Genomic DNA, 24,213 nt, shown 5'->3' with positions numbered 1-24,213 from the left:
TTTGAGTTCGATTGAAACGCCGGGTCGTGTCGCTGTTGTGCGCGCCTGACTGCGCTCATTGTGCGGGAAAAACGCGCAATGCACGCGGCACCGCCGTCACGCCGTCGCCGATGGAGAGCTGCAGATCGCGCCACGCTTCACGGTCGAGTTCGGCTTCGAGCAGGTTGCCTTCGCGGCCCGCGAGTTCGACACGCACCGAGCCGCCCAGCGTCACCACGCGCCGCACGTCGACGACAATGCCCTCGCGATGGCCCGACGCCTGCGGATACAACTGCAGATCGTGCGGACGTACATAGGCGAACGCCGGGCCGCTGAAATCGGCCTTGATGGAAACCGGCAACGCCGCGCCATCCACGACGAAGCCGCTCGCATCGACGTTGCCATGCAGACGGTTCGCCGCGCCGAGAAACTCGTAGACGAACGAGGTCTGCGGATGGTCGTACACGTCCTGCGGACTGCCCACCTGCTCCACGTGGCCGCGATTGAGCACGACGATACGATCGGCGACTTCGAGCGCTTCTTCCTGATCGTGCGTGACGAAGATCGTCGAGATATGCAGATCGTCGTGCAGGCGCCGCAGCCAGCTGCGCAGTTCCTTGCGCACCTTCGCATCTAGCGCGCCGAACGGTTCGTCGAGCAGCAGCACTTTCGGCTCCACCGCCAACGCGCGCGCGAGCGCAATACGTTGCCGCTGGCCGCCCGACAATTCCGACGGATAGCGTTGCGCGAGCCAGTCGAGTTGCACGAGCTTGAGCAGTTCATGCACCTTTTCGCGGATCACCGCTTCGGAGGGACGCTCCTTGCGCGGCTTCACGCGCAAGCCGAACGCCACGTTCTCGAACACCGTCATATGGCGAAACAGCGCGTAATGCTGGAACACGAAGCCCACTTCCCGCTCGCGCGCGCCGACCGTCGCCACGTCCTGGCCTTGCAGCACGACCTGGCCGCCGTCGGCGTATTCGAGTCCCGCGATCACGCGCAGCAAGGTTGTCTTGCCACAACCCGACGGCCCGAGCAGCGCAACCAGTTCACCCGGCGGAAAGTCGAGCGAGACGTTATCGAGCGCGACGAAATCGCCGAAGCGCTTCTGCAGGTTACGAACGGTGATACCCATTACAGCTCTCCTTGCTTGAGCGGGTGTTGCTGCGATGCATGCGTGGCTTGCATTGCTTGCGTGTGTGTTGCGGGTGTTGCGGGTGTTGCGGGTTTTGCACTGTCCGGTGGCGTGACTGGGCCGGCGTAAGCGGGCACGTCGCGCGCGGCCGATAGTTCCGCCGACATATGGCGCTCGGCGAGCAGCTTCAGGCCGAGCGTCACGAGTGCGAGCAGCGCTAGCACCGACGCCACGGCGAACGCCGCCGAGAAGTTGTATTCGTTGTAGAGAATTTCGACGTGCAGGGGCATGGTGTCGGTCTGGCCGCGAATATGGCCCGACACCACCGACACCGCGCCGAACTCGCCCATCGCCCGCGCGTTACAAAGAATCACGCCGTACAGCAGGCCCCATTTGACGTTGGGCAGCGTGACGCGGCGGAAAATCTGCCAGCCCGACGCGCCGAGCACGTGCGCGGCTTCTTCTTCGTCGTTGCCTTGTGCCTGCATCAACGGGATCAGTTCACGCGCGACGAACGGGAACGTGACGAAGATCGTCGCCATCACGATGCCCGGCACCGCGAAAATGATCTGCACGTTGTGATCCTGCAGCCACGGGCCGAACCAGCCTTGCGCGCCGAACATCAATACATAGATCAATCCCGAGATCACCGGCGACACCGAGAACGGCAGATCGATCAGCGTGGTCAGCAGCGCCTTGCCGCGGAACTCGAACTTGGCGATACACCACGAAGCCGCGAGGCCGAACACGAGGTTCAGCGGCACCGCGATCGCGGCGGTGATCACGGTGAGCTTGATCGCCGAGAGCGCGTCCGGATCGGCGAGCGATTCCAGATAGAAACCAAGCCCTTTGTTCAACGCCTGATAGAACACGGCGGCGAGCGGCACGACCAGAAACAGCGCGAGAAACAGCAGCGCGACGCCGGTCAGAATCCAGCGCACGACAGGCGGCTCGGTGACCGGATCGGGCCGGCGCGCAACGTTCAGCGGCGCGCGCGGCGCCACGGCCACGGCTGCTGCCGCGCCTGCATTCTTTACGGAATCGCGGCTCATTGCGCACCTCCGCCGGCACCGATCGCCGCGACACTCGCGGCGGCAGGCGCCGGGCCTGCGCCGCCACGGCTCGTGCGACGTTGCAAATACCACTGCAAGGTATTGATGAAGAGCAGCATCAGGAACGACACCACCAGCATCACGACCGCCAGCGCTGTCGCGCCCGCATAGTCATACTGCTCCAGCTTGGTGATGATGAGCAGCGACGTGATTTCCGACTTCATCGGCACGTTCCCGGCGATGAAAATCACCGAGCCGTACTCGCCGAGCGCGCGGGCGAATGCCAGCGCGAAGCCCGTCAGCAGAGCCGGAAACACCGCCGGCAACACCACACGGCGAAACGTCAGCCAGCGCGAGGCGCCGAGACACGCCGCCGCTTCTTCCTGCTCGCGTTCGAACTCTTCGAGCACCGGCTGCACGGTGCGCACGACGAACGGCAAACCGATGAAGGTCAGCGCGACCAGCACGCCCGCCGGCGTAAACGCGATCTTCAGGCCGAGCGGTTCGAGGAACTGCCCAATCCAGCCGTTGCCCGCATACACGGCCGCGAGCGAAATGCCGGCGACCGAGGTGGGCAGCGCGAACGGCAGATCGACCACGGCATCGACGATGCGCTTGAACGGAAACGTGTAGCGCACCAGCACCCAGGCGACCAGAAAGCCGAACACCGCGTTGATCAGCGCGCCGCCGAGCGCGGAAAAGAATGTCAGCCGATACGACGCGAGCACGCGCGGTGAGCTGACTGCGCGCACGAACTGGCTCCAATCGAGCGTAGCGGTCTTGAGAAAGGTCGCCGCAAGCGGGATCAGCACCACGAGGCTCAGATAAGCCACCGTGATGCCGAGTGTCAGGCCAAAACCGGGCAACGCGCTCGGTTTTCGGAAGGTCAACGTCGTCATGCTCGTTACTCGTTCAGGTTGATGCTCGTGTTGCCGGCCGCCGGGCCCTGGCGGCCAAAAGCGCGCCCCATGGGGCGCGCTCGGGAGTGACGCGTTGCCGCGTCGTCTTGCCTATGCCGATGCCTTTACCGACTCCGGCAGCGGGCGTGTTACTGCGGTTGATAGATCGAATCGAACACACCGCCGTCGGCAAAATGCGTCTTCTGCGCGTTGGCCCAGCCGCCGAACGAGTCGTCCACCGTGTAGAGCTTCAGCTTCGGAAACTTGGCCGTCAGCTCGGCCGGCACCTTGTTCGAACGCGGACGGTAGAAGTTCTTCGCCGCGATCTCCTGGCCTTGCTCGCTATACAGGAAGTTCAGATACGCTTCGGCGACCTTGCGCGTGCCGTGCTTGTCGACCACCTTGTCCACCACCGCGACCGGCGGCTCGGCCAGAATGCTCACCGACGGCACCACGATCTCGAACTTCTCCGGACCGAATTCCTTCAGCGACAGGAAGGCTTCGTTTTCCCATGCGATCAGCACGTCGCCGATACCGCGTTGCACGAAGCTGGTGGTCGCGCCGCGCGCGCCCGAATCCAGCACGCCGGCATTCTTGTACAGCTTGCCGACGAATTCCTTCGCCTTCTGATCATTGCCGCCCGGTTGATGCTCCGCATACGCCCACGCCGCGAGGTAGTTCCAGCGCGCGCCGCCCGAGGTCTTCGGATTCGGCGTCACGATCGACACACCCGGCTTGGTCAGATCGTCCCAGTCCTTGATGTGCTTCGGGTTGCCCTTGCGCACCAGAAACACGATCGTCGACGTGTACGGCGACGCGTTGTCCGGCAAGCGCTTCTGCCAGCCTTTGTCGAGCAAACCCTTGCTAGCGAGTGCGTCGATGTCGTAGGCGAGCGCCAGCGTCACCACGTCGGCCTGCAGGCCGTCGAGCACCGAGCGGGCCTGCGCGCCGGAGCCGCCGTGCGACTGCTTGAAGGTGATCGTCTCGCCCGTCTTCGCCTTCCACTCCCTGCCGAACGCCTGATTGACGTCCTGATACAGCTCGCGCGTCGGGTCGTAGGACACGTTCAGCAGCGTCGTGTCTGCGGCGTGCGCCTGCGCCATTACGCCGAGCGCGCCCGCCGCGCCCAATGCGAGCGCCGCGATGAGTTGTTTCGTCCTGCCTGCCAGCCCCGTGCGTTGGTGATTCATATCGACTTTCTCCGCGTTGTGTCCGCTGAAACAGCGTGTGGTGTTCTTTTACGTCGCGGTCACGTGCACATGAGCGCCAACTGGAGGCCAGTCTATCGAAGGGCTTTCATCATTAAAAATAATGTTTCTTCATTTTTTAATACTCAAAAGTGGTAACAGCAGCTGGATAAGGCGTTGCGGCACGAAAACGGGTGCTGGAACATCGCTCGACGACGCTGGAACGCCACCCTTCACCCCGAACTTAAAGTAAAGCTTGAATTGCGCCGAATACTGTATAAAAATACAGTCACCTGTTCATACATACAGTGGCGCCATGACCAAACTCACCGCACGACAGCAGCAGGTTTTCGATCTGATCCGCAGGGCTATCGAACGCACCGGCTTTCCGCCCACCCGCGCGGAGATCGCCGCCGAACTGGGTTTCAGCTCGGCCAACTCCGCAGAAGAACATCTGCGCGCGCTCGCTCGCAAGGGCGTGATCGAACTCGCGGCCGGCGCATCGCGCGGCATTCGCCTGCTGGCCGGTCCGGAAGACTCGCCGCACCAGTTCACCCTGCCGCACGCCAGCATCATGCAACTGTCGCTGCCGCTGATCGGGCGCGTCGCCGCCGGCAGCCCGATCCTCGCGCAGGAACATATCTCGCAGCACTACGCCTGCGACCCGGCGCTGTTCTCGAGCAAGCCGGATTACCTCCTGAAAGTGCGCGGGCTGTCCATGCGCGACGCGGGCATCTTCGACGGCGACCTGCTCGCGGTGCAAAAGCGCAGCGAAGCGAAAGACGGCCAGATCATCATTGCCCGGCTCGGCGACGACGTCACGGTCAAGCGCCTGAAGCGCCGGCCGAACGGGCTCGAACTGATCGCCGAGAACCCCGATTACGAAAACATCTTCGTTGAAACCGGCAGTGCGGAATTCGCGCTGGAGGGCATCGCCGTGGGGCTCATTCGCCCCGGCGAGTTCTAAGCCGCTTGCCCGTTCGACAGAATAAAAAGCCGCGTCAATGTCGCATCAATGTTGCATTCGCGTCGCATCAATGTCGCATCGTCTGGAGAGTCTCATGGAACGTCTTGCCCGCCTGCTGCCCTTTCGCCAGTTCGGTCGTCTGCGCCATCTTCGCAAGCTGGTGCCCTGCTCGTTGATCGAGTCGGCCACGCTCAGCACGCCGTCGCTGTTCGACTCGCCCGAGGCCGCGTCGAGCTTGCCGTCGTCGTTGCCGGCGTTTGCCCGCGTGTCGTTGAATTCGGGTTTGAATACGGCCGAACCGGCGCGTCGCGCACCGGTGCGGGTCTATCACGGGCCGTCGCGTCTCATCATGGTCGGCACAATGGACGCGGTTTGCCGCATGATCGACCGCTGCATCGCCGATGAAGCGAACGTGCACGGCGCGGTGTTTGAGTCTTGATGTCCAGGCGGTTCTAGAACGGGGCGGCGAGAGATTGCATTGCGTGGGATCGTTTTCGCGTGGCCGCGGTCCACGTTAGATCACACCTGATGGAGAGTCCCACTCGATGGCAGTTCCGAAACGTAGCCAACGCGGCAGCAGAGGCAGCGCCACAAAGCCGCTGATCGTCACGCTAGTCGTGATCGTGGTGATCGCCGCACTGGGGTTTGCTTACGCGTCACCGTACATCGCGCTGAACAATCTCAAACGCGCGGCCGATGCGCGCAACGCGCAGACGGTCAATCAGTACGTCGACTTCCCTGCGTTGCGCGAGAGCCTGAAGGAACAGGTCGCCGGCCTGCTGACACGCCGGCTTGGCGCGCATAGCAACGGCAATCCATTGGCCGCCATTGGCGCGATGATCGGCGTCGCATTGATCGGTCCGCTCGTGGATGCGTATGCCACTCCGGACGGCGTCGCGGCCTTGCTGAACGGCATGCCGCCGCGCGGCGATCCGGGTGAGCGGCCGCCCGCGCCGCCGGCCGCGAGCAATCCGCCGGACGCCGCCGCGACAGCAGCCGCACCGGCTGCGCCGCCTGCCGGCAACGCGGCGAATGGAAATGCCGACGCCACGCCCCCGCAGCCGCCGCAGACCACGGCGGGCTATCGCGGCCTCAACGAATTCGTCGTCACGTACCAACATGGCGCCGGCGACGCGCGTTACTCGGCGATCTTTCAGCGCGAGGGTGTATTCACCTGGAAGCTGGCAGCGGTCAACCTGAACGAGTGATCGCGGCAGGTCGGCTTTGTTTGGCGCGGATCCTTCGGTCGCGCCAATTGTTCAGCGAGTCGTGCAGCGACTTCGTTATGACGTCGCGGCCACCAGGTAGGTGCGGCCGGATTACCCGGCCGCCAGTCGACCACCCGGCCTCGGTGACCGACATACGCCTCAAGCCGCCGCTTGCTGCTGCTCCTGCGCCGAAGAACACGCCACCAGAATGCTGCACGAAACACGGTCGAGCAGCGGCGTATTGCCCGCGCCCATCCACCATCGTGACAAACCCGTGCGGCACCGGTGGCCGACCACTACCAGATCGACATGCAGTTCATTGGCGAGGTTGGCGATCTCATCGATCGGATGGCCAAATGCGAAATGCCCCTGTGCTGTCACGCCTCGCTCCGTGAGCCAGTCCACGCCTTCCTGCAGAATATCGCGCGCGGTCTTTTCGAAACTGCCGCAGGCCACGTCGGTCAGCAGGCCCGCGCTTTGCGCAATGCTCGAACGCATGTCGACCACCGACAGCAAATGCGTTTCCGCTTTCAGATCCAACGCCAGGTCGGCGCCGCAACGTAGTGCTTTGCGGCCTTCGCGCGAGCCGTCGTAGCACAGCAGGATTTTCTGGTAGCTCGCCATGATTTTTCTCCCTTCGCGCGGGACGCGCGATTCTCAATTAATCATGGTGCGCCGCAATTCAGGTTGCAAGGGATGGAAAACGCTAACTGTGCGCCGAGCGCCCTTGACCGCCCTCTAACCGCCCTCTAACCGCACCATAAACAGGTGCACGCGCCGCCTGGAGAGGCTCCGCAGGCCGATGCCGCAGTGCAAGAAACCCGCTTCGGATTGTCGGGGCAAACCAACAATGTCGCGCCGATGCCCTAGAATAGGCCGCCGCAACCGGCCACTCAGGTCATTCACGCCTTTCCCTGGAGACTCGTTCGATCCATGCCCGAAGCCGCCATCGAATTTCATCAGGTCAAAAAAAGCTACGGCGAAAAAACGGTCGTCGATGGACTGTCGTTTCATGTCAACGCCGGCGAGTGCTTCGGCCTGCTCGGCCCCAATGGCGCGGGCAAGACCACCACGCTGCGCATGCTGCTCGGCATCGCGGCGCCGGATGCGGGCACGATCCGTCTGTGCGGCGAGCCGATCCCAGGCCGCGCGCGCGTGGCGCGGGCGCGCGTTGGCGTGGTGCCGCAGTTCGACAATCTCGATCCCGATTTCACGGTGCGCGAGAACCTGCTGGTGTTCGGCCGCTACTTCGGCTTGAGCGCCGCGCAATGCCGCGCCATGGTGCCGTCGCTGCTCGAATTCGCGCGTCTGGAGAGCAAGGCGGACGCGCGCGTGAGCGAGCTGTCCGGGGGCATGAAGCGGCGCCTCACGCTGGCGCGCGCGCTCGTCAACGATCCCGACGTGCTGATCATGGACGAACCGACCACCGGTCTCGACCCGCAGGCGCGCCATCTGATCTGGGAGCGGCTGCGCTCGCTGCTCGCGCGCGGCAAGACCATTTTGCTGACCACGCACTTCATGGAAGAAGCCGAACGCCTCTGCCACCGGCTGTGCGTGATCGAAGAAGGGCGCAAGATCGCCGAAGGCGCGCCGAGCGCGTTGATCGCCTCCGAGATCGGTTGCGATGTAATCGAGATCTTCGGACCCGATCCGGTGGCGTTGCGCGATGAACTGGCGCCGCTCGTCGAGCGCACCGAGATCAGCGGCGAGACGCTGTTCTGCTACGTCAACGACGCGCAGCCGGTGCACGCGCGGCTCAAGCAGCGCGCGGATCTGCGCTATCTGCATCGACCGGCGAATCTGGAGGATGTGTTCCTGCGGCTCACGGGCCGCGAGATGCAGGACTAGAGCGCATCGGTGGAGACCGGCATCGCACGCGACGCGCTGCAACGACAACGACGCCCTGACGGAAATCACGCAGGGACACGCACGAGACGCACGAGACACGCAATGGACGCACGCACTTACGAAACCCCGGGCGATACGCCATCGAAACAGGAAGCCTTCGCCGCCTCTCCCGCGAACGCGACGAACTGGATCGCCGTGTGGCGCCGCAACTATCTGGTGTGGAAGAAACTCGCGATCGCCTCGATGTTCGGCAACCTGGCCGACCCGATGATCTATCTGTTCGGCCTCGGCTTCGGGCTGGGGCTGATGGTCGGCCATGTCGACGGCGTGTCGTATATCGCGTTTCTCGCGGCGGGCACGGTGGCTTCGAGCGTGATGATGTCGGCGAGTTTCGAGTCGATGTATTCGGGCTTCTCGCGCATGCACGTGCAGCGCACGTGGGAAGCGATCATGCATACGCCGCTCACGCTCGGCGACATCGTGCTCGGCGAAGTGATCTGGGCAGCCAGCAAGTCAGTGCTCTCAGGCGCGGCGATCATGCTGGTGGCGGGCGCTCTGGGCTACGCTAATTTTCCGTCGATGCTGCTGGCGCTGCCGGTCATCGTGCTGACCGGGCTCGCGTTCGCGAGCATCGCGATGGTCGTGACGGCGCTCGCGCCTTCGTACGACTTCTTCATGTTTTACCAGACGCTGGTGTTGACGCCGATGCTGTTGCTATCCGGCGTGTTCTTTCCGGTCTCGCAACTGCCTGCCGTGGCGCGAGGCGCCACGCAGTTGCTGCCGCTGGCGCATGCCGTCGACTTGATGCGGCCGGCCATGCTCGGTCGGCCCGTCGACAATGCGCTGTTGCATGTGGCCGTGCTGGCCGCGTATGCGCTCGGCGGGTTTATCGTGTCGGCGATTCTGTTTCGCCGCCGGATGATGAAGTAGGTTTCCCGGCCGTCGACCATAACGCACCACAGGCGCTGATCGCCTCGCTCGACGAAACATCAGCGCCTGCCGCGAGCCGGGCTCGCTCAGTCCTCGTCATCCGTCCACGGAATGTCCACGTCGGAGATAAACGCCACCGTGGCGAACGGGCCGCCGTCCTGACGCCCGATCTTGCCGTCGGCGCGCTGCCACTCGACCCGGAACACCGTGCCCGGATCGTCGGAGATCAGGCGGACCGTGCGCACTTCGTCCGGATCGGCTTCTTCGACGGGACCATCGAGAGAGACCTGCAGTTCCTGCGGCCACAGCCCATCGGCCGGATCGTAGATTTTGTCGCCGTCGGGAATCAGGGTGAAGGCTTCCACGCCGATCGTCGCCGACGCGTCCACGATCATCTTGCCCAACGCGCGCAGCAGTGCGGTGGCCCGCGCCGAATTCGCCTGACGGATCGCCAGGTCCCCGCGCGTCAGCGCCTGCTCAAGTTTTGGGTTTGTTTTTTGTTGCGCCATTCGATGTCCTGAGTCCTATCGCTCTGTTGTGGACGGCGCGCGAATCCGAGCGCGCGCCGCTCTCCATTTTTCGGGCTGAATCCTACCATTGGTGTCCTCAACAGGACTCCATGGACGCCTGCACTGCAGCATTGCCGGCCGTGCAGTCCGCGCCTTCAGCCCGCCCCGTCCACCACAGTTTAGGTCGTGATTCGCGATCCGGCTGGGACATTTGCCTTTCAATTCGTAGCGGATGGATCGCTAGCGCACGCGTGCCGCCCGGTTGTCTCGCCGTGCATGGCCGGCCGCAAACATTGTCGTGCCGCGTGGACGTCGAATGGATTTCGCATGCATTGCCTTTGTCAGCGCGTGCTTCTGCCACGCTTTCGAGCAGCCTTCGAGGCCGTCGCATCCACCGGCTTCGCACCCGCGATTTCCGCGATCAGATGATCCCGGAACGCCCTCACCGACTGTGGCAACTCACGCCCCGCCATGGTCTGCACCTGGATGCTGCGCTGGCGCATCTGCGGATGCGTTAGCGGCATCACGACAAAACCATCGCCGGCGTAACGGTCACGCACGGACAGCAGACCCGTGAACATGATCGCGCCGGACTTCTGCGCGTAGCGGTACATGGCGCCGCTGTTGTTGCAGGTGAGCTCGGGCTCGAGCAGGACGCCTTCGAGCGCGCAGGTAATGTCGATCAACTGACGAATCGTCGTGCCGGGCTCGGGCAGCACGAGCGGATAGCGCTGCAAGTCGGCGAGCGACACCTTCGCGCGCGCGGCCAGCGGATGATCGGCGCGCAGCAGCGCCAGCACCGGCGCGCGCTCCGTGTGCTCGACTTTGACGCCCTTTTCCGGCGCGAGGCTGAAGGTCAACGCGAGGTCGGCGTCGCCGTCGCGCACCTGGCGGGTCGCCTCGCCCGGCGACATGACCGAGAGCGTGAAGTCGATGCCCGGATACTGAGCCCGGAAGCTCGCCATCGCGGTGGGCAGGAAGTCGGCGGCGAAGCCTTCGGAACTCGTCACCTTGATCATACTGCCGTGCAAGGTCTCGAGGCCGCCGATCTCCTTCATCACATGCTCAGCCTCCAGCAGGCTGCGCTGCGCGTAGGCCAGCAGGCGCTCGCCCGCTTCGGAAAGCGCCATGCCGCGCGGCCGCCGCTCGAATAGCGCGACGCCGAGCTCGCTTTCGAGCCGCGCCACCTGCCGGCTGATCGCCGACACGGCGACGTGCAGCCGCGCGGACGCGTCGCTGAGCGAACCGGTGCGCGCAACTTCGACGAAATAGCGCAGCGCGATGCCATGCAGCGAAAGTGCCATGTGTGATGCCCCATTCCATTCAACGGTCAGCGCCGGCGCGCCGATATCCGCAAACGCCTTCTGCACGCGCGGCGAGCTTTGCCTTTTCGGCAACGCAAGCTTCGAAAGACGATCATTGTGACAAAAAAAACGGCCTCCTAGAATCGGTTCGAAGATGCAGGCCGCCTCCGGGCGTCATCAGACAAACGAGTACGCGCCGCCCGCCCCACATTCGTCCGCATTGGAGACACGCATGAGCCGCACCCAGGCCATCGAGCACGCCACCCGCCATTTCGAATCCGGCGCCTTTCTGGAAACCCTCAACCGGCGCGTCGGTTTTCGCACCGAAAGTCAGGAGGACGATCGCGCGGCCACGCTGCTGTCGTATCTGACCGATGAGATCACGCCTGAAGTTAAAGGCCTCGGCTTCACCACGCGCATCGTCGCAAACCCGGTGGACGGCTTCGGACCTTTCCTGATCGCGGAGCGCCACGAGGGCGACCATCTGCCGACCGTGCTGATCTACGGCCATGGTGACGTGGTGCGCGGCTACGACAGCCAGTGGCGCGCGCCGCTGACGCCGTGGGCCGTGACCATCGAAGGCGAGCGCTGGTTCGGCCGCGGCACCGCCGACAACAAAGGCCAGCACAGCATCAATCTCGCCGCGCTGGCAAGCGTGCTGGCCGCGCGCGACGGCAAGCTCGGCTTCAACGCGAAGCTGCTGATCGAGATGGGCGAGGAAACCGGCTCGCCCGGACTCGACGAGATCTGCCGCGCGCACCGTGAAGAACTGGCCGCCGACGTGCTGATCGCCTCGGACGGTCCGCGTCTCGCCGCGCGCCGCCCCACCGTGTTCCTCGGCTCGCGCGGCTCGGTGAATTTCAAGCTGTCGTTGAATCTGCGCGACGGCGCGCATCATTCGGGCAATTGGGGCGGCCTGCTGCGCAACCCGGCCACGGTACTGGCGAACGCGTTGGCAAGCCTCGTCGACGCGCGCGGCGTGATCGCCGTCGACGGTTTGCGTCCGCCGCCGATTCCCGAGGCGGTGCGCCGCGCGCTCGCCGATATCACGGTAGGCGGCGGCCCGGGCGATCCAGATGTCGACGACAACTGGGGCGAGCCCGGCCTTACCGCACCCGAGCGCGTGTTCGGCTGGAACAGCTTCGAAATACTCGCGTTCAAGGCCGGCAACCCTGAGAACCCGGTCAATGCGATTCCGTCGTCGGCATTCGCGCATTGCCAATTGCGCTTCGTGGTCGGCACCGATTGGGACAACCTCGAACGGCATCTGCGCGCGCATCTGGATGCGCACGGCTTCTCGCAGGTGCAGATCGACGTCGAGCGCGGCGCGCCCGCCACGCGCCTGGACCCGGACGATCCGTGGGTCACTTGGGCCATCGACTCGCTCGAACAGACCACCGGCAAGAAGACCGCCGTGCTGCCGAATCTGGGCGGCACGCTGCCCAACGAAGTATTCGCCGACACGCTCGGCCTGCCGACCATCTGGGTACCGCACTCATATCCGGCCTGCTCGCAGCACGCGCCCAACGAACACCTGCTCGCACCGGTCGTGCGTGAAGGTCTGCAGATCATGGCGGGCCTCTTCTGGGATCTCGGCGAAAACTCGCCGCGCGCGTCCGCGGTCAGCGCAGCCTGAACGCAATCCAGGCGACGCCCGAACGAATCGGGCGCAGCACGCCGTTATCGCATCCGTCACGAGGCACGTCCACGATGAGCACGTCCACTCTGCAAGCCAGCGCCGCGCGGCCGTCCGCCGCGAAGGTCCATCGCATCATTCTCGCGGCGTCGATCGGCAACGCGCTCGAATGGTTCGACCTCGTCGTCTACGGATTCTTCGCGGTGACCATCGCGAAGCTGTTCTTTCCGGCGCGCACCGAAGCGATTTCGCTGATGCTCACGCTCGGCACCTTCGGCATCTCGTACATGATCCGGCCGCTCGGCGGACTCGTGCTCGGTTCGCTCGCGGACCGCGCTGGGCGCAAGGCGTCGCTTCTTCTCTCGATCGCGCTGATGATGGTCGGCACCCTCACGATCGCCGTGATGCCGCCGTATGCCGCGATCGGTCTGTGGGCGCCGGCGGGCATCATGCTGTCGCGTCTCGTGCAAGGTTTTTCGGCCGGCGGAGAGTTCGGCGCGTCCACTGCGTTTCTGGTCGAACATGCGCCCGAGCGCCGCGGCTTCATGGGTAGCTGGCAGTTCGCGAGCCAAGGCATGGCGACGCTGCTCGCCTCCGGTTTCGGCGCTCTGCTGACGAGCCAGCTCACGAGCGCGCAACTCGAATCGTGGGGATGGCGCGTGCCGTTTCTGTTCGGCCTCGCGATCGGCCCGGTGGGTTTCTATATCCGCCGTTACGTGGATGAAGGCGCCGAGTTCAACGCCGAGCCGAAAGCCCGCACGCCGCTGCGCGATCTGTTCGGCACACAGAAGGTCCGCATGCTGCTAGCGGTCGGCTCGCTGATCATTTCGACGGCGGCCAATTACATGATCCTGTACATGCCGACCTACGCGATCAAGCAACTGCACCTGCCCGCCTCGACCGGCTTCGCGGCGACGCTCGCCACCGGCGTGGTGCTCACGGTGCTGACGCCGTTCGCGGGTCATCTGTCCGACAGACTCGGACGCATCCGCATCATGGCGACGGCCGCCGTGCTGATGCTGGTGACGGTGTATCCGGCTTTTGTGTATATGAACGCGCATCCATCGTTCGTGACGATGCTGCTCGCGCTGATCTGGATCGGCGTATTGAAGGCGACGTATTTCGGCGCGCTGCCCGCGTTGATGTCGGAGATTTTCCCGACGCAGACGCGTGCGACCGGTCTGGCGGTGAGCTACAACATCGGCGTGACGGTGTTCGGCGGTTTTGCGCCGTTCGTGATCACGTGGCTGATCGATGCAAGCGGTAATAAGCTCGCGCCTGGCTTCTATCTGATGTTCTGTGCGGTGGCGAGTTTGCTCGCGCTTTATGCGGTGCGCGGGAGGTTGAAAATCCGCTGACGGAGCGTGTCGAGGTGACAGTGTTGTAGACGCGAATCGGTGTCGGCTTGCGAGTGGGTGCGCCGGCCACGCCACCGGCGCACTCGAATTGTCACATGACTCGAGCCGCACTCGAGCCATGCATTCAACACTCGCGCATCAAGGCGCCGGATTTGGCTGCAACTCATGCAGCGCATCGATTTCCGCGAGCACTTCCGGCGAAAGTTTCACCTCGACGCTGGCGATGTTTTCCTTCAACTGATCGAGCGAGGTCGCGCCGATCAGATTGCTGGTCACGAACGGCCGGCTATTCACAAACGCGAGCGCGAATTGTGCGGGCGACAAGCCGTGACGCTTCGCCAACTCGACGTAACGCGTGATCGCCTTTACGGCTTGCGGCTTGCTGTAGCGCTGAAAACGCTCGAACAGCGAAATGCGCGCACCGGCCGGACGCGCGCCGCCTTCATACTTACCCGTCAGCCAGCCGAAGGCCAGCGGCGAATAAGCCAGCAAGCCGATGTTGTCCCTGTGCGCGTACTCCGACAGCCCCGCTTCGTACGTGCGGTTCACGAGGCTGTACGGATTCTGAATGCTGACGATGCGCGGCAAGCCGAGCTTTTCGGCCGCGCGCAGAAACTGCGCGACGCCCCACGGCGTTTCGTTCGACACGCCGATGTGACGCACCTTCCCCGCCTTGACGAATTCAGCGAGCACCGACAGCGTCTCTTCGATCGGTACCGTATAGGCGTCGTCGACCCACGGATACGCCGGGCGGCCGAACGTCATCGTGCTGCGATCCGGCCAGTGCAATTGATACAGATCGACGTAGTCCGTTTGCAGGCGCTTCAGGCTGCCGTCGAGTGCTTCGGTCAGATTCTTGCGGTCGAACTGGTTGCCTTTGCCACGAATATGAGTGGGGTTGTGCGGTTGACGCGCCGGGCCGGCGATCTTGGTGGCAAGCACGATTTTCTCGCGCGCGCTGCGATGCCGTGCGAGCCATGTGCCGATGTAGCGCTCTGTCGCGCCTTGCGTCTCGGCACGCGGCGGCACCGGGTACATTTCGGCCGTGTCGATCAGGTTGACGCCATGATCGAGTGCGTAGTCGATCTGCGCATGCGCTTCCTGTTCCGTGTTCTGCTCGCCCCACGTCATGGTGCCGAGACCGATCAGGCTAACCTGCACATCGGAGTCGCCGAGTCTGCGGTATTCCATTGAACTTGTCCTGTTGATTGGTTGAACGGATTGGTTGAACGAAAAGCGCAGACGTTACCATGTCCGCCCGGCCTCTGCCTGGCGCGCTAAAATGCGGTTCCAGCGCATGTCACCCGTTTCTTTCCGCGCGAAATATTTCGCTGCGGCTTCCCTGCGTCGACCTGTCCACCATGAATCCCGAACACCTCGAACTGCTGGTCACGCGCATCATGCCTTACGGGAAATATAAAGGCCGCGTGATTGCGGACCTGCCCGGTCATTATCTAAACTGGTTTGCTAGCCAAGGCTTTCCGCCCGGCGAAATCGGCCGGCTGCTGGCGTTAATGCACGAGATCGATCACAACGGTTTGAAGTCGCTGCTCGAGCCGTTGCGCAAGCGCTGATCGCCTCGCGGTGAAAGCGGAGTGAAGCACCGTGAGGCATGGATGAAAGTCGGCCTGTAGGCATCGTGCAAGCAATCGCTGCCTGTACAAATTTATACAGTCTTTTGCTTGCACCTTGGCCGTCGAATGGACTTTAATCCACGTAGGTCTTCGCGCGAACTGCGTGGTTCGCGCCATCGTCCGCATGTCATCTTGCCTGTTCGTCCATGTCTGAATTCAGCTTGTCCGCGCTGCTCGAATTTATCGGCCACGACCTCTCGCCCGTGAGGGCGGTGATTCTCTTCTTCCTGATCGGCTACCTCGTCGTCGGACTGCCTGTGCATTTCCGCCAGGGCGCCGCATCGCGCGATATCTGGGGCACCGCCGCCGGCGTGACGATGGCCGCGATCTATGCGGCGTTCATTATCGGCGTGTACCCGGCTTTGCATCATTCGGCCGGGCTGTTGCGGTAACGCGAAGCGGCTTCGAAATGCGCCGTGCAGGAGCCCGCGCCTGCGCTCGGCACGCTTCGCTCAAACCGGCGCCACCTTCGGCAGATGCCAGCCGTAAGTCACGGCGAGCACGCGCAAGACGAAGCACGCCGAACCGCCCGCCAACGCTGCCGCGCCAGGCGGCAGACCGGCACGACGCGCCACCACCACGATGAACGCCCCCGCGAACGCGGCCGTTGCATAGATGTCGGCATGCAGGACGAGCGGCACGCGTGCCAGCAGCACGTCGCGTATCACCCCGCCGCCCACGCCCGTGACCGTGCCCATCAACATCGCGATAAACGGACGGATGCCGAACAGCAGCGCTTTTTCCACGCCCGCCACGGCAAACAGCGCGAGGCCCGCCGCGTCGAGCACGGTGACGAGCGCAACGGGAAACTGCTGCGCTGTCGAATGGAAGATAAAGGTGAGCAACCCGGTGATGAAGGTGAGCGCCGGATAGCGCCAGTCGCGGATCGCGTTCGGCGGCGAATCGCCGATCAGCAGATCGCGAATCACGCCGCCGCCGAGCGCCGCGACAAACGCAATCACCATCACGCCCAACAGGTCGAGACCGCCGTGGATCGCGCTGAGCGCACCCTCGAGCGCGAACACCACCGTGCCCGCCAGGTCGGCTGCGAGCACCAGTGTTTCGACGTTCAGCCTGATTTTTCGTATCGACAATGTCGGCATTGGCGCTGCACCCTTTCTGTCCCCGAGAAATCGAAACGGTATAGCGAAACGTCGCGGGCCGGGTGAAAAATCTGCGTGTGCGGTCAGGCGCTGCGCGTGGCTCGCCGCGCTTCAGGACGACGCGCGTTAATGGCCTGGACGCCCCATTGCGGCCAGATGCGCGAGCAGGCGATCGACCGACTCGTCGACCGGCATCCGGTCGCTCTCGATCACGACATCCGGCGCGAGCGGCGCTTCGAAAGGCCCGGAAATGCCGGTGAAATGCGGAATCTCGCCACGCCGCGCGCGAGCGTAAAGCCCTTTGGCATCGCGAGCTTCGCAGACGTTTAGCGGAGCATTCACGAACACTTCGATGAAACCGTCACCGACGATTTCACGCGCCGAGCACCGATGCCGATGCTCCGGCGAAATCACCGCGGCAATCACGACGAAGCCCTGCTGCATGAACAGCGCCGCGACGTGCGCGATCCGCCGCAAGTTCTCGGTGCGGTCCTCGGGCGTGAAGCCGAGATCGGCGTTCAGTCCGCGCCGCAGCACGTCGCCGTCGAGCACGATCGCCGCGTGCCCCGCTTCCATCAGACGCTGATGCAAGGCGTTGGCAAGCGTCGATTTGCCGGCGCCGGAAAGCCCCGTCATCCAGATCACGGCGCCGCGCGACGCGCTCATGAGCGATGCTCCGTGCCGCTTGCCTCGACCTCGCCAGTCTCGTGACGATGCGCCGCCGCCAACTCTGAGCCCAAGCCGTCGAGCAACGGCTGCAACAACGCTCGCGGCGGCTGCCAGCGTTGCAGCGACGTCTTATACAGCGGCCGGCGCACCTGCGCGGAACTGGCCGTATTCACCTGGCGCGCGGTCTGATAAAACGACAGACAGCGTTCGTCCCATTCGAGCCCGCAATGCGCGAGCAGGCGGTGCACATTGGCTTCAAAATCGTCGACCAGTTCTTCATACTTGACTTCGATCATCACACCTTCGGGGAGCACGCGTTGCCAGTGCGCCATTAACGCGTCGTACGCGCGGTAGTAGCGGCCCAGTTCGCCGAGATCATAGCTGAACGGCACGTCGTGAAAGATCCGCGAAAAAATCGACAGGCAGGTTGGCAACGGTGCGCGGCTGCTGTGAATGAAACGGGCATTCGGCAACGCGAGATGGATCAGGCCGAGGTTGATGAAATTGAACGGATACTTGTCGGTGAAGTGCGTGTAGTTCGCAGCCGGATTGCGTTGGTCGTTTTGCGCCCTGCTCTGGAGTTCCGGCAACGCATTGCGCATGCGGCGCAGATAGTCCACGCCGAGCGCGCGCAACGGCGCGGCGCCGACCTCTTCCAAAGCTTCGATATCGATCCGCAACGGATCATCCAGATCGCGGCGGATGCAGTTTACCAGCGCCTCGCCGAATTCCGTGCGCTCGCCCGCGCCGAACACTTGCGGGTGGCTCGCGAGAATCTGTTCGATCAAGGTCGAACCCGAGCGCGGCATGCCGACGATAAAAATCGGCGCCTGCGATGCGTCGCCAAGACCGCGCTTCGAGGCCAGCAGCTCGGCAGTCATCAGTTCGGGCAGATGCGCGAACAGACCGAGCGTTTCCGCTTCGTTGTAACGCACGCCGGCGCGGTGCAGCGCATTGCCCTTCAGAAAGTGATCGAACGACGCGTCGTTGCAGCCCACGTCGGACAGCGCCTGCCCGTACGCGAAGTGAAGCTCCGCCTGATTGGCCGGCGTGAGCGAAGCCGCATCGACGACGAGACGCTCCATCGCGAGGAACACGGGATCGTCGGCGGCGAGGCGCTTGGACTGCACGAAGTTGCGGTAGTACAGCGGCACCTGCGGCGCGGCTTCGATCGCACGGCGATACGCTTCGTGCGCTTCGTCGAAACGGCCGAGTGCCTGCAGGCAGTTGCCCATGTTGTTGTGCGAGCCGTCGGCTTGCGGATTCACGCGCGTCGCCTCGCGATAAGCGTCCACCGCCTGTTCAAGGCGATGCATCTGCTCGAGCGTCCAGCCGAGGCCGTGATGCGAATCCTTGTCGCGCGGATCGAGCGCGATCGCTTCGTGATAGCGGACGACGGCTTCGGGAAACCGGTTCAACGCGGCGAGCGTGGCCGCGAGGCGCTGCTGGACGAGCGCGTCGGTGGGATCGAGTGCGCGGGCGCTTTCGTAACGTTGGAGCGCGGCGTCGAGCTCGCCGCGCGCGGCGCAGGCGTCGCCTTCGGCGCGCCATTCCCTTGCGACAGCCGGCTGTGGATCTTGCTTCATTGACGGCTGGATATTTGCAGGCTTCGCATCGAGCGGTCCTGACAGTGAGCGAGTGCGATCTTTTCATCCGGCCCGGCAAGCGGCGCGGTCGGGAGTCGAAGGTAATTGTCTGAAGGCAACTTATCAGCCGCGCCCTACAGTTTCGTTGCGAAAATTTAACTAACTGTTACAGCACCGTGTATGCGTAAGTTCTGGAAAGCTTGTCGCCGCGCCTGACTGCCATGGCCTTCGATCACACGCTCGGGCGATCGACGCTGCATGGCATGCGCAAACCGTAATTGGCGGATACAAATGCTGCTGAACTCTTGAGCGTGCGGTTTTTCTCAATCACATGCGAAGGAGAAAATCGTGAGCAGGCTCATTGCATCAATGGCACTGTTGGCGGTGACGGCCAGTTTGACCGGATGCGCGGTCGCGCCCGGATACGACTATGGCTACGCGCAACCTTATTACCCCGACTACGGCTATGCGTACGGGCCACCGTATGCGCCGGTTTATGGCAGCGTCGGCATCTATGGCGGCTGGGGTGGATCCTGCTGCTATCACGGCGGGTATTGGCATGGCGGCCATGGGTGGCACGGCGGAAACGGCTGGCACGGCGGAGGCGGTGGCTGGCATGGCGGCGGGTACGGCGGGTCTCATGGCGGCAGCAGCGTCAGCGGCGGGGGAAGTTCGTGGAGCAGCGGCGGTGGCGGCCACGGGGGACGTGGGCGTTGAGGTGATCTGCCTGTCGTGATCTGCCTGTCTTGATCTGCATGGCACCTGCGGAGCCGGCTCGCTGCGCTACCCGGCTCCATTTTCCCGGCAGATACCCCCGGTCAAGCGAATTCACGCCTTGCGGTAAAATCGGTGTTTTGAATCAAGCCGTCTGGCCGCCCCATGTCTTCACCTCACACTCCCAGTCCGCGCCGCGTATCGGTCGCACCGATGATGGACTGGACCGATCGTCATTGCCGTTCCCTACATCGCGTGATCTCTCGCCATACGTGGCTTTACACGGAAATGGTGACGACCGGCGCGCTGCTGCACGGCGATGTGCCCCGCCATCTCGCATTCACGCCCGAAGAAGCGCCGGTCGCTCTACAACTCGGCGGCAGCGAACCCGACGACCTCGCGCGCTCGGCGAAGCTGGGCGAGCAATGGGGCTACGACGAAATCAATCTGAACTGCGGCTGCCCGTCCGAGCGTGTGCAACGCGGCGCATTCGGTGCGTGCCTGATGAACGAGCCGCAACTCGTCGCCGACTGTGTGAAGGCGATGCGGGATGCGGTGTCGGTGCCGGTAACCGTGAAGCACCGCATCGGCGTGGATGCCGTGGAAGAGTATGGATTCGTGCGCGATTTCGTCGGCACGATTGCGGAGGCGGGTTGCAATGTGTTCATCGTTCACGCGCGCAACGCGATTCTCAAGGGCTTGAGCCCGAAGGAAAATCGCGAGATTCCGCCGCTCAAATACGAGTACGCGTATCAATTGAAGCGCGACTTTCCGCAACTGGAGATCATCATCAACGGCGGCATCAAGACGCTCGATGAAGTCGAGGCGCATCTTGAACACGTCGACGGTGTGATGCTCGGGCGCGAGGCTTATCACAATCCGTATGTGCTGGCCGATGTAGATGCCCGCTTCTACGGGGCGGCGCAAACGCCGCTCACGCGCGAGCAGGTCGAGGCGAAGTTGATCGAGTATTGCGCCGCCGAAATGGTGCGTGGCACGTATCTCGGCGCCATCACGCGCCATGCGCTCGGCCTTTATCGTGGTGAAGCAGGGGCGCGTGGATGGCGACGCGTGTTGTCCGATAGCAAGCGCCTCGCCGCGCGTGATCTGACCATCTTCGATGAGGCAAGACAGCATCTGCGCGAGCCTATCGAAATTTTTGAATAAAGGACTAGGCAAACGGAATTCTTGTTCGTATAATCCCGTTTCTTCATCGACGAGCCAGGTTTTACGGCAAGTCAAGCAGATGTCAGTGGTGGCTGTAGCTCAGTTGGTAGAGTCCAGGATTGTGATTCCTGTTGTCGTGGGTTCGAGCCCCATCAGCCACCCCAAAGAATTCCAGCAGTAAAAGTTTTAAGAACGGCGTTGTGAGAAATCACAACGCCGTTTTTGTTTTGGCCTTGCTAGTTTGCAATCGATTTAGCGCGGGCCGAAAACAATCGGCCTCTTACACCGCGCTTCAGTTGTTTGACCCCCAACCGCCGAACTTCACCGAGTCGCCCCCGACACATTCGTTCCGCCCTCATCCGTTCTAGCCTTCAGCAACCCGGTATTGAGCATGGCCGAAAGCACGTCCTCGATTCGAGCATCTTCGAGCAGGCGGCGGCCGGCGCGCAGACGTCGTGCGTTTGTCAAATCGATAGCGCGCTGCAGATCGGAGGTCTCGGCGGCGATATACACGGCCATCCCGTAGCCGTATCGATCGGCGAGCCTGGAGTCGAAGAAATATTTCATGCTCACGTTTTCGGCAGCGGCGCCGAAAACTTTACAGCCCGATTCACGAGGGCATGAGAAACGGTTGCCCCTCGCAGAACGGTCTGCCCGTCAGTGCTGCCCCGCGTTCAGCAACAGCCATATCTGCTTTCGAGGCTCGCCGGCAAGGACGCGCGCGAACGCCGCTCTACAACGCACGCACGTGTAGTGCTCCTCCGCCCGCTCGTCCTTCACCGCTCCACGGCTATTCAACGTCAGCTTGTCATGCGGACGATGCGCGGACGGCAAACCATAAAGCTCGAAGCAATCCGCGCACGGTTGAATCCACAGGTCCATCGAAATCCTCTCCAAGGCGACGAGTTCAAACCGACGTTCGATTCGCGCCACGCTATCCATTGCGATTAACCCGCACCGCGACGCGGGTCTTTGACACCCGAAACCGCTTGGCCCGCGGGGTCGGACCACCGCTGAAGCTTGCCCCGCCTGCCTTCCGCCGATTATTTCAGATTCAAGAACAGTAATTTCAGATTATCAGGACAAATTTTTGATAGTAGGGGTATACACTGCCTTCCATCGACGTTGCAGACACACCTCACCGGCCCCCTGCAACGCCTTCCTGAACTGAAATCGAAAACATTATCGGAGTCACACCATGAAGACCAAGCTCATCGCCGCCCTGCTGGTTGCTGTTTCTGCCTCGATCGCTGCTCCCGCTTTTGCTAGCGGCTACGGTCCGGCACCGTTCTACCGTCCGTCGGTCGGCGCACCGGCTTCGCAACAAGGCCAGAACGCACAAACCGTGGCAGCTGAACGCGCCAACGCTCAATCGAATGCCTACGGCGGCGTGAACAACGTGTCGTCGCAATCGGGTGCCAAAGAGCCGGTTTCGGGCCCGCAATCGGTTTTCTTCGGCCACTAAGCAGTTGCCGTTGAACCGGGTGCCTCACGAGGGCAGCCGGTAAACTGGGCGCCGCGCATGCAGTATCGATGCCGGCGCCTAGTTGCGTTTACGCGCCATTGCACCGCATCGAGTCCGTCCGCTCACCGCTCGGCGACCGATCTCCCGCCTATTCACCCTTCGGCGATTCGCAAAACCGGATCCGGTTGCCAAATGGATCGACCGTCTCCAGCACCCTTCCCCACGGCAACGTTTCTACGCCCGGTTTCCCGTATTTGTAGTCTTTGCGCTGAAGTTCGGCATGTAACGCGTCGATGTCGTGCATCGGCACGAAAATCGTCGAGCCCGGCGTGGCGTCGCCATGATGCTCGCTCAAGTGCAGGATCAGATCGGAGCGGCGCACCTGCGCATAGAGCGGGAAATTCTCGTCGAACCGATGCTCCCATTCGACAGTAAAGCCAAGAAAGTCCACGTAAAATTCGCGGGCTTTTTGCTCGGAGAAGATACGGATGATCGGGATGGCACGCGCGAGATGCACAGCGGTCTCCGGCTAGTCATGGCGGGACAGCCAGCTTAACCGAAGGCGTGCGCGATTTCATCCGGGTGCGGAAGGAACGTGCGGCGAGGCGGCAAGGCCGCCCGCGTCGATCGCTTCACGCGCCGCGCGCAAACCCGCTTCGGCCGCGGCATGCTCAGTGCACCATAAGGTGTCGATATGCACGAGCCGCCAGTCGATCACCACCGCCTCGCCCCGCAACACCCGGAAATGGGCTTTGACGCCCGTCAGCACCTGTTCGACGGCGACCTCGATGTCGTAGTCCTGATAGCGCTCCTGGTAATCCCCCATGTCGAGACCCTTCGGCTCCATCTTCGCCTCCATGTGTCGTCGCCAATGTTTCGCCGCCAATGTGACGGCCAGACTTGTCCGGCGAGCACGCTTAACGGCTCGCGGATCGATTCGACCCGAACGTCATGCCAACTTCGCCCTGACGATCAATCGCAATCGCCAGAAAGATATTGCCGGCCGTTGCAGGTGATTTCGACGTCGCCGCCGCTCGCCTCGGCAACCAGACCGCCGGCCAGCAGTTCGGCTGTCACGGACTGCGCCAGCTTCGGCGCATCCTGTCCGACACCGACGTCGTTCAGACGCCGCAAGGCTTCCACCGCTTCGGGACTCAATGACTTTGACATGGCCGTCTCCGTCTGCATGCTCAATTCATCCTAGCAAGTTTCGGGGGCGTATGCAGGCGCGCGCCGAGGCACGCGAAATGCGTGGCGAAGATGATTCCACCAGCGCGGCGGCGCCGAACCGTGAGGCGATGGCGCCAGGGAGGACGGATATGAAGCGAAGCAGATGGGCAGTGTTGACAGCAGGCGTCGCGCTGGCGACGGGCCTCGGCATAAACGGCACCGTGACGGCATTCGCACAGACGGCGAAACCGGCACACACGCAGCAAAAACCGCCGCAAAACGACAACTCGTCGATGGCCAAGCCGCCCGAGGCCGCCTCCGGCTCAGGCGCTTCGAGCAATCCTGACAACATGCCGATCAAGCGCCCGAGCAAGCCGACCAACGACAAAATGATGCACGCGCCGCCCGCCAGCGGCGCCAATGCGAAATAGCGCGAGCTTCACAGGCGCGCGATCGACACCTCCGTGGACTTCACCAGCGCGATCACTTCCGAGCCGACCGTCAGTTCGAGTTCGTCGATGGAGCGCGTGGTGATCACCGAGGTGACGATACCGAACGGCGTATCCACATCGACTTCGGATACGACCGGTCCGCGGATGATTTCCTTGACCTTGCCTTTGAACTGATTGCGTACGTTGATTGCGGAAATGCCCATATCGAGTGACTCCAGAAAAGCGATTTAGAAACAGTCAG

General features: G+C 63.1%; 30 protein-coding genes and 1 tRNA gene. 14 read left to right on the top strand and 17 right to left on the bottom strand.

Annotated features, from left to right (window positions below; all coding sequences use genetic code 11):
- Positions 1 to 55: 55 nt before the first annotated feature.
- From BPHYT_RS08805 to BPHYT_RS08790, 4 genes are all read right to left on the bottom strand, one after another.
- On the bottom strand, positions 56 to 1,114 hold the full coding sequence (locus BPHYT_RS08805; protein WP_012432793.1) for a sulfate/molybdate ABC transporter ATP-binding protein: 1,059 nt from the start codon (positions 1,112 to 1,114) through the stop codon (positions 56 to 58).
- Entirely contained in the window at positions 1,114 to 2,166 is a 1,053-nt protein-coding gene (cysW, locus tag BPHYT_RS08800; RefSeq protein WP_012432792.1) for a sulfate ABC transporter permease subunit CysW, read from the bottom strand. The genes BPHYT_RS08805 and cysW overlap by 1 nt, the downstream gene beginning before the upstream one ends.
- Positions 2,163 to 3,065, bottom strand: a complete 903-nt coding sequence (gene cysT / locus BPHYT_RS08795) for a sulfate ABC transporter permease subunit CysT (RefSeq protein WP_012432791.1) — start codon at positions 3,063 to 3,065, stop codon at positions 2,163 to 2,165. Before cysT ends, cysW begins: the two co-directional genes overlap by 4 nt.
- Positions 3,066 to 3,214: 149 nt before the next feature.
- On the bottom strand, positions 3,215 to 4,255 hold the full coding sequence (locus BPHYT_RS08790) for a sulfate ABC transporter substrate-binding protein (protein WP_012432790.1): 1,041 nt from the start codon (positions 4,253 to 4,255) through the stop codon (positions 3,215 to 3,217).
- A 313-nt stretch (positions 4,256 to 4,568) separates the two neighbouring features.
- Here BPHYT_RS08790 and lexA point away from each other — a divergent pair, with 313 nt between their 5' ends.
- From lexA to BPHYT_RS08775, 3 genes are all read left to right on the top strand, one after another.
- The gene (gene lexA / locus BPHYT_RS08785; RefSeq protein ID WP_012432789.1) at positions 4,569 to 5,219 is read left to right on the top strand and encodes a transcriptional repressor LexA; all 651 of its coding nucleotides are present in this window, start codon (positions 4,569 to 4,571) and stop codon (positions 5,217 to 5,219) included.
- A gap of 94 nt (positions 5,220 to 5,313) precedes the next feature.
- On the top strand, positions 5,314 to 5,658 hold the full coding sequence (locus BPHYT_RS08780) for a hypothetical protein (protein ID WP_012432788.1): 345 nt from the start codon (positions 5,314 to 5,316) through the stop codon (positions 5,656 to 5,658).
- A gap of 106 nt (positions 5,659 to 5,764) precedes the next feature.
- The gene (locus tag BPHYT_RS08775) at positions 5,765 to 6,427 is read left to right on the top strand and encodes a DUF2939 domain-containing protein (RefSeq protein ID WP_012432787.1); all 663 of its coding nucleotides are present in this window, start codon (positions 5,765 to 5,767) and stop codon (positions 6,425 to 6,427) included.
- A gap of 159 nt (positions 6,428 to 6,586) precedes the next feature.
- Here the strand turns inward: BPHYT_RS08775 and BPHYT_RS08770 are convergent, their stop codons facing one another.
- Positions 6,587 to 7,051 carry a universal stress protein gene (locus BPHYT_RS08770; RefSeq protein ID WP_012432786.1) on the bottom strand — a complete coding sequence of 155 codons (465 nt, stop codon included), beginning with the start codon at positions 7,049 to 7,051 and terminating at the stop codon, positions 6,587 to 6,589.
- A 309-nt stretch (positions 7,052 to 7,360) separates the two neighbouring features.
- Here BPHYT_RS08770 and nodI point away from each other — a divergent pair, with 309 nt between their 5' ends.
- Together nodI and BPHYT_RS08760 are read left to right on the top strand one after the other, a co-directional pair.
- Positions 7,361 to 8,275 (top strand): nodulation factor ABC transporter ATP-binding protein NodI, encoded by a 915-nt coding sequence (gene nodI / locus BPHYT_RS08765; protein WP_012432785.1) that lies wholly within the window; start codon positions 7,361 to 7,363, stop codon positions 8,273 to 8,275.
- Between the two features lie 102 nt (positions 8,276 to 8,377).
- The gene (locus tag BPHYT_RS08760; RefSeq protein ID WP_012432784.1) at positions 8,378 to 9,205 is read left to right on the top strand and encodes an ABC transporter permease; all 828 of its coding nucleotides are present in this window, start codon (positions 8,378 to 8,380) and stop codon (positions 9,203 to 9,205) included.
- A gap of 86 nt (positions 9,206 to 9,291) precedes the next feature.
- Here the strand turns inward: BPHYT_RS08760 and BPHYT_RS08755 are convergent, their stop codons facing one another.
- Both BPHYT_RS08755 and BPHYT_RS08750 read right to left on the bottom strand, forming a co-directional pair.
- Complete coding sequence (locus BPHYT_RS08755; RefSeq protein ID WP_012432783.1) at positions 9,292 to 9,714, bottom strand: hypothetical protein; 423 nt, start codon at positions 9,712 to 9,714, stop codon at positions 9,292 to 9,294.
- Between the two features lie 341 nt (positions 9,715 to 10,055).
- On the bottom strand, positions 10,056 to 11,018 hold the full coding sequence (locus BPHYT_RS08750) for a LysR family transcriptional regulator (protein WP_012432782.1): 963 nt from the start codon (positions 11,016 to 11,018) through the stop codon (positions 10,056 to 10,058).
- A gap of 232 nt (positions 11,019 to 11,250) precedes the next feature.
- Here BPHYT_RS08750 and BPHYT_RS08745 point away from each other — a divergent pair, with 232 nt between their 5' ends.
- Positions 11,251 to 12,654 (top strand): M20 family metallopeptidase, encoded by a 1,404-nt coding sequence (locus BPHYT_RS08745; protein ID WP_012432781.1) that lies wholly within the window; start codon positions 11,251 to 11,253, stop codon positions 12,652 to 12,654.
- A 74-nt stretch (positions 12,655 to 12,728) separates the two neighbouring features.
- Positions 12,729 to 14,012, top strand: a complete 1,284-nt coding sequence (locus tag BPHYT_RS08740) for an MFS transporter (protein WP_012432780.1) — start codon at positions 12,729 to 12,731, stop codon at positions 14,010 to 14,012.
- 138 nt (positions 14,013 to 14,150) lie between these two features.
- Here BPHYT_RS08740 and BPHYT_RS08735 read toward each other — a convergent pair whose 3' ends face one another.
- The gene (locus BPHYT_RS08735) at positions 14,151 to 15,203 is read right to left on the bottom strand and encodes an NADP(H)-dependent aldo-keto reductase (RefSeq protein WP_012432779.1); all 1,053 of its coding nucleotides are present in this window, start codon (positions 15,201 to 15,203) and stop codon (positions 14,151 to 14,153) included.
- Positions 15,204 to 15,373: 170 nt separating this feature from the next.
- On the opposite strand from BPHYT_RS08735, the gene BPHYT_RS08730 reads away from it, so the two are divergent.
- Entirely contained in the window at positions 15,374 to 15,586 is a 213-nt protein-coding gene (locus tag BPHYT_RS08730) for a DUF3820 family protein (RefSeq protein WP_012432778.1), read from the top strand.
- Positions 15,587 to 15,792: 206 nt separating this feature from the next.
- Positions 15,793 to 16,038: a hypothetical protein gene (locus tag BPHYT_RS08725; RefSeq protein ID WP_012432777.1), complete on the top strand. Its 246-nt coding sequence runs from the start codon at positions 15,793 to 15,795 to the stop codon at positions 16,036 to 16,038.
- Between the two features lie 60 nt (positions 16,039 to 16,098).
- Here the strand turns inward: BPHYT_RS08725 and BPHYT_RS08720 are convergent, their stop codons facing one another.
- From BPHYT_RS08720 to BPHYT_RS08710, 3 genes are all read right to left on the bottom strand, one after another.
- On the bottom strand, positions 16,099 to 16,749 hold the full coding sequence (locus BPHYT_RS08720) for a trimeric intracellular cation channel family protein (protein ID WP_012432776.1): 651 nt from the start codon (positions 16,747 to 16,749) through the stop codon (positions 16,099 to 16,101).
- A 126-nt stretch (positions 16,750 to 16,875) separates the two neighbouring features.
- On the bottom strand, positions 16,876 to 17,415 hold the full coding sequence (cysC, locus tag BPHYT_RS08715; protein ID WP_012432775.1) for an adenylyl-sulfate kinase: 540 nt from the start codon (positions 17,413 to 17,415) through the stop codon (positions 16,876 to 16,878).
- On the bottom strand, positions 17,412 to 19,004 hold the full coding sequence (locus BPHYT_RS08710) for a tetratricopeptide repeat-containing sulfotransferase family protein (RefSeq protein ID WP_012432774.1): 1,593 nt from the start codon (positions 19,002 to 19,004) through the stop codon (positions 17,412 to 17,414). The genes cysC and BPHYT_RS08710 overlap by 4 nt, the downstream gene beginning before the upstream one ends.
- A 348-nt stretch (positions 19,005 to 19,352) precedes the next feature.
- Here BPHYT_RS08710 and BPHYT_RS08705 point away from each other — a divergent pair, with 348 nt between their 5' ends.
- The 3 genes from BPHYT_RS08705 (at position 19,353) to BPHYT_RS08695 (ending at position 21,049) form a co-directional block, all read left to right on the top strand.
- A complete protein-coding gene (locus tag BPHYT_RS08705) occupies positions 19,353 to 19,721 on the top strand; it encodes a hypothetical protein (protein WP_012432773.1) in 369 nt (122 codons plus the stop codon).
- A 162-nt stretch (positions 19,722 to 19,883) separates the two neighbouring features.
- Positions 19,884 to 20,885 carry a tRNA dihydrouridine(20/20a) synthase DusA gene (gene dusA / locus BPHYT_RS08700; protein WP_012432772.1) on the top strand — a complete coding sequence of 334 codons (1,002 nt, stop codon included), beginning with the start codon at positions 19,884 to 19,886 and terminating at the stop codon, positions 20,883 to 20,885.
- Positions 20,886 to 20,973: 88 nt separating this feature from the next.
- Positions 20,974 to 21,049: transfer RNA gene (locus BPHYT_RS08695), tRNA-His, on the top strand.
- A gap of 157 nt (positions 21,050 to 21,206) precedes the next feature.
- Here the strand turns inward: BPHYT_RS08695 and BPHYT_RS08690 are convergent.
- Positions 21,207 to 21,452, bottom strand: a complete 246-nt coding sequence (locus BPHYT_RS08690; RefSeq protein WP_012432771.1) for a hypothetical protein — start codon at positions 21,450 to 21,452, stop codon at positions 21,207 to 21,209.
- A gap of 90 nt (positions 21,453 to 21,542) precedes the next feature.
- Positions 21,543 to 21,767: a hypothetical protein gene (locus BPHYT_RS08685; protein ID WP_012432770.1), complete on the bottom strand. Its 225-nt coding sequence runs from the start codon at positions 21,765 to 21,767 to the stop codon at positions 21,543 to 21,545.
- A gap of 316 nt (positions 21,768 to 22,083) precedes the next feature.
- Here BPHYT_RS08685 and BPHYT_RS08680 point away from each other — a divergent pair, with 316 nt between their 5' ends.
- A complete protein-coding gene (locus BPHYT_RS08680) occupies positions 22,084 to 22,350 on the top strand; it encodes a hypothetical protein (protein WP_012432769.1) in 267 nt (88 codons plus the stop codon).
- 148 nt (positions 22,351 to 22,498) lie between these two features.
- Here BPHYT_RS08680 and BPHYT_RS08675 read toward each other — a convergent pair whose 3' ends face one another.
- The 3 genes from BPHYT_RS08675 to BPHYT_RS08665 all read right to left on the bottom strand — a co-directional run bounded on the left by BPHYT_RS08675 (position 22,499) and on the right by BPHYT_RS08665 (position 23,520).
- Complete coding sequence (locus BPHYT_RS08675) at positions 22,499 to 22,867, bottom strand: glyoxalase superfamily protein (RefSeq protein WP_012432768.1); 369 nt, start codon at positions 22,865 to 22,867, stop codon at positions 22,499 to 22,501.
- A gap of 57 nt (positions 22,868 to 22,924) precedes the next feature.
- On the bottom strand, positions 22,925 to 23,197 hold the full coding sequence (locus BPHYT_RS08670) for a DUF6566 family protein (protein ID WP_012432767.1): 273 nt from the start codon (positions 23,195 to 23,197) through the stop codon (positions 22,925 to 22,927).
- A gap of 125 nt (positions 23,198 to 23,322) precedes the next feature.
- The gene (locus BPHYT_RS08665; RefSeq protein ID WP_041758893.1) at positions 23,323 to 23,520 is read right to left on the bottom strand and encodes a hypothetical protein; all 198 of its coding nucleotides are present in this window, start codon (positions 23,518 to 23,520) and stop codon (positions 23,323 to 23,325) included.
- 149 nt (positions 23,521 to 23,669) lie between these two features.
- Here BPHYT_RS08665 and BPHYT_RS08660 point away from each other — a divergent pair, with 149 nt between their 5' ends.
- Complete coding sequence (locus BPHYT_RS08660; RefSeq protein ID WP_012432765.1) at positions 23,670 to 23,951, top strand: hypothetical protein; 282 nt, start codon at positions 23,670 to 23,672, stop codon at positions 23,949 to 23,951.
- 8 nt (positions 23,952 to 23,959) lie between these two features.
- On the opposite strand, the gene BPHYT_RS08655 is transcribed toward BPHYT_RS08660, so the two are convergent.
- Positions 23,960 to 24,175: a TOBE domain-containing protein gene (locus BPHYT_RS08655; protein WP_012432764.1), complete on the bottom strand. Its 216-nt coding sequence runs from the start codon at positions 24,173 to 24,175 to the stop codon at positions 23,960 to 23,962.
- Positions 24,176 to 24,213: the final 38 nt, after the last annotated feature.

Source organism: Paraburkholderia phytofirmans PsJN, from assembly GCF_000020125.1.
GTDB classification, from domain to species: Bacteria; Pseudomonadota; Gammaproteobacteria; order Burkholderiales; family Burkholderiaceae; genus Paraburkholderia; species Paraburkholderia phytofirmans.
Note: the sequence above shows the minus strand (reverse complement) of the source record. Positions and strands in the feature narration are given on the sequence as shown.

Excerpts from the sequence above, each read along its gene's own strand:
- BPHYT_RS08770 (WP_012432786.1), bottom strand. The coding sequence starts at position 7,051 with ATGGCGAGCTACCAGAAAATCCTGCTGTGCTACGACGGCTCGCGCGAA.
- BPHYT_RS08750 (WP_012432782.1), bottom strand. The coding sequence starts at position 11,018 with ATGGCACTTTCGCTGCATGGCATCGCGCTGCGCTATTTCGTCGAAGTT.
- cysT (WP_012432791.1), bottom strand. The coding sequence starts at position 3,065 with ATGACGACGTTGACCTTCCGAAAACCGAGCGCGTTGCCCGGTTTTGGC.
- BPHYT_RS08690 (WP_012432771.1), bottom strand. The coding sequence starts at position 21,452 with ATGAAATATTTCTTCGACTCCAGGCTCGCCGATCGATACGGCTACGGG.
- nodI (WP_012432785.1), top strand. The coding sequence starts at position 7,361 with ATGCCCGAAGCCGCCATCGAATTTCATCAGGTCAAAAAAAGCTACGGC.
- BPHYT_RS08790 (WP_012432790.1), bottom strand. The coding sequence starts at position 4,255 with ATGAATCACCAACGCACGGGGCTGGCAGGCAGGACGAAACAACTCATC.
- cysC (WP_012432775.1), bottom strand. The coding sequence starts at position 17,415 with ATGAGCGCGTCGCGCGGCGCCGTGATCTGGATGACGGGGCTTTCCGGC.
- BPHYT_RS08665 (WP_041758893.1), bottom strand. The coding sequence starts at position 23,520 with ATGTCAAAGTCATTGAGTCCCGAAGCGGTGGAAGCCTTGCGGCGTCTG.
- BPHYT_RS08720 (WP_012432776.1), bottom strand. The coding sequence starts at position 16,749 with ATGCCGACATTGTCGATACGAAAAATCAGGCTGAACGTCGAAACACTG.
- BPHYT_RS08740 (WP_012432780.1), top strand. The coding sequence starts at position 12,729 with ATGAGCACGTCCACTCTGCAAGCCAGCGCCGCGCGGCCGTCCGCCGCG.
- cysW (WP_012432792.1), bottom strand. The coding sequence starts at position 2,166 with ATGAGCCGCGATTCCGTAAAGAATGCAGGCGCGGCAGCAGCCGTGGCC.
- BPHYT_RS08745 (WP_012432781.1), top strand. The coding sequence starts at position 11,251 with ATGAGCCGCACCCAGGCCATCGAGCACGCCACCCGCCATTTCGAATCC.
- BPHYT_RS08755 (WP_012432783.1), bottom strand. The coding sequence starts at position 9,714 with ATGGCGCAACAAAAAACAAACCCAAAACTTGAGCAGGCGCTGACGCGC.
- BPHYT_RS08655 (WP_012432764.1), bottom strand. The coding sequence starts at position 24,175 with ATGGGCATTTCCGCAATCAACGTACGCAATCAGTTCAAAGGCAAGGTC.
- BPHYT_RS08660 (WP_012432765.1), top strand. The coding sequence starts at position 23,670 with ATGAAGCGAAGCAGATGGGCAGTGTTGACAGCAGGCGTCGCGCTGGCG.
- BPHYT_RS08775 (WP_012432787.1), top strand. The coding sequence starts at position 5,765 with ATGGCAGTTCCGAAACGTAGCCAACGCGGCAGCAGAGGCAGCGCCACA.
- BPHYT_RS08725 (WP_012432777.1), top strand. The coding sequence starts at position 15,793 with ATGTCTGAATTCAGCTTGTCCGCGCTGCTCGAATTTATCGGCCACGAC.
- BPHYT_RS08685 (WP_012432770.1), bottom strand. The coding sequence starts at position 21,767 with ATGGACCTGTGGATTCAACCGTGCGCGGATTGCTTCGAGCTTTATGGT.
- lexA (WP_012432789.1), top strand. The coding sequence starts at position 4,569 with ATGACCAAACTCACCGCACGACAGCAGCAGGTTTTCGATCTGATCCGC.
- BPHYT_RS08805 (WP_012432793.1), bottom strand. The coding sequence starts at position 1,114 with ATGGGTATCACCGTTCGTAACCTGCAGAAGCGCTTCGGCGATTTCGTC.
- BPHYT_RS08735 (WP_012432779.1), bottom strand. The coding sequence starts at position 15,203 with ATGGAATACCGCAGACTCGGCGACTCCGATGTGCAGGTTAGCCTGATC.
- BPHYT_RS08710 (WP_012432774.1), bottom strand. The coding sequence starts at position 19,004 with ATGAAGCAAGATCCACAGCCGGCTGTCGCAAGGGAATGGCGCGCCGAA.
- dusA (WP_012432772.1), top strand. The coding sequence starts at position 19,884 with ATGTCTTCACCTCACACTCCCAGTCCGCGCCGCGTATCGGTCGCACCG.
- BPHYT_RS08680 (WP_012432769.1), top strand. The coding sequence starts at position 22,084 with ATGAAGACCAAGCTCATCGCCGCCCTGCTGGTTGCTGTTTCTGCCTCG.
- BPHYT_RS08730 (WP_012432778.1), top strand. The coding sequence starts at position 15,374 with ATGAATCCCGAACACCTCGAACTGCTGGTCACGCGCATCATGCCTTAC.
- BPHYT_RS08670 (WP_012432767.1), bottom strand. The coding sequence starts at position 23,197 with ATGGAGCCGAAGGGTCTCGACATGGGGGATTACCAGGAGCGCTATCAG.
- BPHYT_RS08780 (WP_012432788.1), top strand. The coding sequence starts at position 5,314 with ATGGAACGTCTTGCCCGCCTGCTGCCCTTTCGCCAGTTCGGTCGTCTG.
- BPHYT_RS08760 (WP_012432784.1), top strand. The coding sequence starts at position 8,378 with ATGGACGCACGCACTTACGAAACCCCGGGCGATACGCCATCGAAACAG.